5 protein-coding genes are annotated in these 3,310 nt (G+C 62.0%); all 5 read left to right on the top strand.

Annotated elements, in window-relative coordinates; translation table 11 throughout:
• Nucleotides 1-232: 232 nt before the first annotated feature.
• From hisB to hisF, 5 genes are read left to right on the top strand one after another with little or no spacing between them, the layout of a single operon-like run.
• A complete protein-coding gene (gene hisB / locus ACK1U9_RS09400) occupies nt 233-826 on the top strand; it encodes an imidazoleglycerol-phosphate dehydratase HisB (protein ID WP_003255736.1) in 594 nt (197 codons plus the stop codon).
• A complete protein-coding gene (hisH, locus tag ACK1U9_RS09395; protein WP_025337371.1) occupies nt 827-1,465 on the top strand; it encodes an imidazole glycerol phosphate synthase subunit HisH in 639 nt (212 codons plus the stop codon).
• The gene (locus ACK1U9_RS09390) at nt 1,466-1,726 is read left to right on the top strand and encodes a DUF2164 domain-containing protein (RefSeq protein WP_046614499.1); all 261 of its coding nucleotides are present in this window, start codon (nt 1,466-1,468) and stop codon (nt 1,724-1,726) included.
• Nucleotides 1,727-1,753: 27 nt separating this feature from the next.
• Nucleotides 1,754-2,491 carry a 1-(5-phosphoribosyl)-5-[(5-phosphoribosylamino)methylideneamino]imidazole-4-carboxamide isomerase gene (gene hisA / locus ACK1U9_RS09385; RefSeq protein WP_003257484.1) on the top strand — a complete coding sequence of 246 codons (738 nt, stop codon included), beginning with the start codon at nt 1,754-1,756 and terminating at the stop codon, nt 2,489-2,491.
• Between the two features lie 10 nt (nt 2,492-2,501).
• Entirely contained in the window at nt 2,502-3,272 is a 771-nt protein-coding gene (hisF, locus tag ACK1U9_RS09380; RefSeq protein ID WP_025337372.1) for an imidazole glycerol phosphate synthase subunit HisF, read from the top strand.
• Nucleotides 3,273-3,310: the final 38 nt, after the last annotated feature.

The raw sequence follows: 3,310 nt of genomic DNA, 5'->3' as shown, positions 1-3,310 counted from the left end.
CCACAGGTACTGCGCAGGCCTTGAGGGCAGTGCTGTCGAAGTGGGAGCTGGCTTGCCGGCGATGGGCTGCAAAGCAGCCCCAGATCATCCCAGGTCACCGGGTTGTATAGACTTGTAACGGTATCCAGCCTGCGTAATTCCTCGTTTTGCCATATGTCATCCGCGTTTCAAGCCAGCGCGTTCTAGGCCTATAATGAAGCCCTTTTCGCCTAATGATTTTGCGGAGCTGGTGATGGTCGAACGTAAGGCTTCCGTCGAGCGCAATACCCTGGAAACCCAGGTCAAGTGCTCGATCAACCTCGATGGCAGTGGCAAGGCCCGATTCGATATCGGTGTGCCTTTCCTTGAACACATGCTGGACCAGATTGCTCGCCATGGGCTGATCGATCTGGATATCGAGTGCAAGGGTGACACGCATATCGACGATCACCATACCGTCGAAGACGTCGGCATCACCCTGGGCATGGCATTCGCCCAGGCCATCGGTGACAAGAAGGGCATCTTCCGCTACGGCCACGCTTATGTGCCTCTGGACGAAGCGCTGTCGCGCGTGGTCATCGACTTCTCCGGTCGCCCGGGCCTGCAGATGCACGTCCCGTATACCCGCGCCAGCGTCGGTGGCTTCGATGTCGACTTGTTCCAGGAGTTCTTCCAGGGCTTCGTCAACCACGCCCTGGTGACCCTGCACATCGACAACCTGCGTGGCCACAACACCCACCACCAGATCGAGACCGTGTTCAAGGCTTTCGGCCGCGCTCTGCGCATGGCCATTACCCTCGACGAGCGCATGGCCGGGCAGATGCCTTCCACCAAAGGGTGCCTGTAAATGCAGACGGTAGCCGTAATCGACTATGGCATGGGCAACCTGCACTCGGTGGCCAAGGCGCTCGAGCATGTAGGGGCCGGTAAGGTGCTGGTCACCAGCGATGCCACGGTCATCCGCGAAGCCGACCGCGTGGTATTCCCGGGCGTGGGCGCGATTCGCGACTGCATGGCCGAAATCCGCCGCCTGGGCTTCGACAGCCTGGTGCGCGAGGTCAGCCAGGATCGCCCGTTCCTCGGCATTTGCGTGGGTATGCAGGCGCTGCTCGACCACAGCGAAGAAAACGACGGTGTCGACTGCATCGGCATGTTCCCCGGCCAGGTGCGCTTCTTCGGCAAAGACCTGCAGGAAGACGGTGAGCACCTGAAGGTGCCGCACATGGGCTGGAACGAAGTCGGCCAGACCAACGACCACCCGCTTTGGCACGACATCCCCGACCGTGCGCGGTTCTACTTCGTGCACAGCTACTACATCAATGCCGGCAAGCCGGCCCAGGTGGTCGGCCGCGGCCATTACGGTGTCGATTTCGCCGCTGCGCTGGCCGATGGCTCGCGCTTTGCCGTGCAGTTCCACCCGGAGAAGAGCCATACCCATGGCCTGCAGCTGCTGCAGAACTTCGTTGCCTGGGACGGGCGCTGGTAAATGAGCAGGTCGAAGACCAAGGCCCCTGTCATCACCCTGGCCCCCGAGCAGGAGCGCGAAGCGCTGCACACGCTCAAGCGCTTCCTCGAAGACCGTTTCGAGCTGGAGCTGGGGTCGTTCGAAGTGGCCGAAGTCCTCGAGTTGTTCAGCAAAGAAATTGCACCCCATTACTACAACAGGGCGATTGCCGATGTTCAGCTGCACCTCAAGGAGCGGTTCGAGAGCATCGAAAGTGATCTGTGGGCGCTCGAGAAGCCCTGAAACCCCAAGAACAGACAGGTTCCCAAGATGCTGATTATCCCCGCTATCGATCTGAAGGACGGTGCCTGCGTGCGCCTGCGCCAGGGCCGCATGGAAGACTCCACGGTATTTTCCGACGACCCGGTGAGCATGGCCGCCAAGTGGGTCGAGGGTGGCTGCCGCCGCCTGCACCTGGTCGACCTCAACGGCGCCTTCGAAGGCCAGCCGGTCAACGGTGAAGTGGTCACCGCCATTGCCAAGCGCTACCCGACCCTGCCGATCCAGATCGGCGGAGGCATCCGCTCGCTGGAAACCATCGAGCATTACGTCAAGGCCGGCGTCAGCTACGTGATCATCGGCACCAAGGCGGTCAAGCAGCCGGAGTTCGTTGCCGAAGCGTGCAAGGCCTTCCCGGGCAAGGTCATCGTTGGCCTGGACGCCAAGGATGGCTTCGTCGCCACCGACGGCTGGGCTGAAGTGAGCTCGGTTCAGGTCATCGACCTGGCCAAGCGTTTCGAGGCCGATGGCGTCTCGGCGATCGTCTACACCGACATCGCCAAGGACGGCATGATGCAGGGCTGCAACGTGCCGTTCACCAAGGCACTGGCAGAAGCCACCTCTATCCCGGTGATCGCCTCGGGCGGCATCCACAACCTGGGCGACATCAAGGCCCTGCTGGACGCCAAGGCCCCGGGCATCATCGGCGCCATCACCGGCCGTGCCATCTACGAAGGCACTCTCGATGTCGCCGAGGCCCAGGCCTTCTGCGACAACTACCAAGGCTGAGGACTGAACCATGGCACTGGCCAAGCGCATCATCCCTTGCCTGGACGTGGACAACGGCCGGGTGGTCAAGGGCGTCAAGTTCGAGAACATCCGTGATGCCGGCGACCCGGTGGAAATCGCCCGTCGCTACGACGAGCAAGGTGCCGACGAAATCACCTTCCTCGACATCACCGCCAGCGTCGATGGCCGCGACACCACGCTGCATACCGTCGAGCGCATGGCCAGCCAGGTGTTCATCCCGCTGACCGTGGGCGGTGGCGTGCGCACTGTGCAGGACATCCGCAACCTGCTCAATGCCGGTGCCGACAAGGTCTCGATCAACACGGCCGCAGTGTTCAACCCGGAGTTTGTCGGCGAGGCAGCGGACCGTTTCGGTTCGCAGTGCATCGTTGTCGCCATCGACGCCAAGAAGGTGTCCGGGCCGGGTGAGCAACCGCGCTGGGAGATTTTCACCCACGGCGGGCGCAAACCGACCGGGCTGGATGCCGTTGAATGGGCGAAGAAGATGGAAGGCCTGGGGGCTGGCGAGATCCTGCTGACCAGCATGGACCAGGACGGCATGAAGAACGGCTTCGACCTGGGCGTTACCCGTGCGATCAGTGATGCGCTGGGTATTCCGGTGATTGCCTCGGGTGGGGTGGGTAACCTGCAGCACCTGGCTGACGGTATTCTGGAAGGGCACGCCAGTGCGGTTCTGGCGGCCAGCATCTTCCACTTTGGTGAGTACACAGTGCCGGAAGCCAAGGCCTACATGGCTTCGCGCGGGATCGTCGTTCGCTGATCGATTAATTGGGGCTGCTTTGCAGCCCATCGCCGGCA

This window comes from Pseudomonas sp. XP1 (genome assembly GCF_053557675.1).
The sequence above is the reverse complement of the archived record's forward strand: the minus strand, read 5'-3'. Positions and strand labels throughout refer to the sequence as shown.